Source organism: bacterium (assembly GCA_026398675.1).
Classification (GTDB): domain Bacteria; phylum RBG-13-66-14; class RBG-13-66-14; order RBG-13-66-14; family RBG-13-66-14; genus RBG-13-66-14.
In genome coordinates this window covers 1-916 of the sequence record JAPLSK010000412.1, presented here as the reverse complement: position 1 = coordinate 916, position 916 = coordinate 1, and the positions used below count along the sequence as shown (strand labels likewise).

Annotated in this window: 2 protein-coding genes; both read left to right on the top strand. The window is 63.6% G+C overall.

Features of this window, described 5'->3' with window-relative positions; genetic code table 11:
• Positions 1-371, top strand: a 371-nt coding sequence (locus NTW26_12015) for a class I SAM-dependent methyltransferase (GenBank protein ID MCX7022973.1), incomplete at its 5' end; no start/stop codon positions are given.
• 10 nt (positions 372-381) lie between these two features.
• On the top strand, positions 382-916 hold a 535-nt coding region (locus NTW26_12010), incomplete at its 3' end, for a peroxidase-related enzyme (GenBank protein ID MCX7022972.1).

Sequence of the window (916 nt, the reverse complement as noted above, 5' to 3'; positions counted from 1 at the left end):
ACGGTTCTTTCGACGTGGTGGTCTGCGCCCAGAACGGCGTCTCGGCCTTCGGGGCGGACCGGCGTGGTTTAATCATAGAAGCCCTCCGCGTCACACGCCCCGGCGGAACCGCCCTCTTTTCCAGCTACGCCGCCGAGTTCTGGGACCACCGCCTGGAGTGGTTCCGGCGGCAATCCGAGGCCGGTCTGCTGGGGAAGATAGACGAGGGGCGCACCGGCGACGGCGTCATCGTCTGCCGGGACGGCTTCCGGGCGGAGACGGTGGTGGAGGAGGAGTTCCGGGTTCTGACCCGCGGGCTCGGGGCCGAAGCGCGGTTCACCGTGGTGGATTCGTCCAGCCTTTTCTGCGACCTCACCCGCACCCGCGAGTAGAAGGAGCGACATGGCCTGGATCAAGGTGTTAGAGAAGACCGAGGCGGACCCGATGCTCAAGGAAATCTACACCTACATCGAGCGTCGGAGGGGCAAGCTATCCAACATCATGAAGGTGCAGAGCCTCGATCCGCGCTCCATCGAGACCCACATGGAGTTCTACCTCTCGGTCATGTTCTCCAAGAAGGGGTTGAGCCGGGTGGAGCGGGAGATGATCGGGGTCGTCGTATCGCAGATAAACGGCTGCGATTACTGCGTCCGCCACCACGCCGAGGCGCTCCTCCACTACTGGAAGGACCGCGAGCTGGTCGAGCTCTTCGCCGAGGACATCGATAGCGTGGAGCTGCCGGAGAGGGTCAAGGCCATGCTCGCCTACGTCATCAAGCTGACCCTCACGCCCGCCGAGGTTTCCGAGGAGGACATCTACCTCCTGCGCGGGCAGGGGTTCTCCGACAAGGAGATTCTCAACCTCAACCTGACGGCGAGCTACTTCAACTTCGTCAACCGGGTCGCCCTGGGTCTGGGGGTGGAGTTCACCGAGGAGG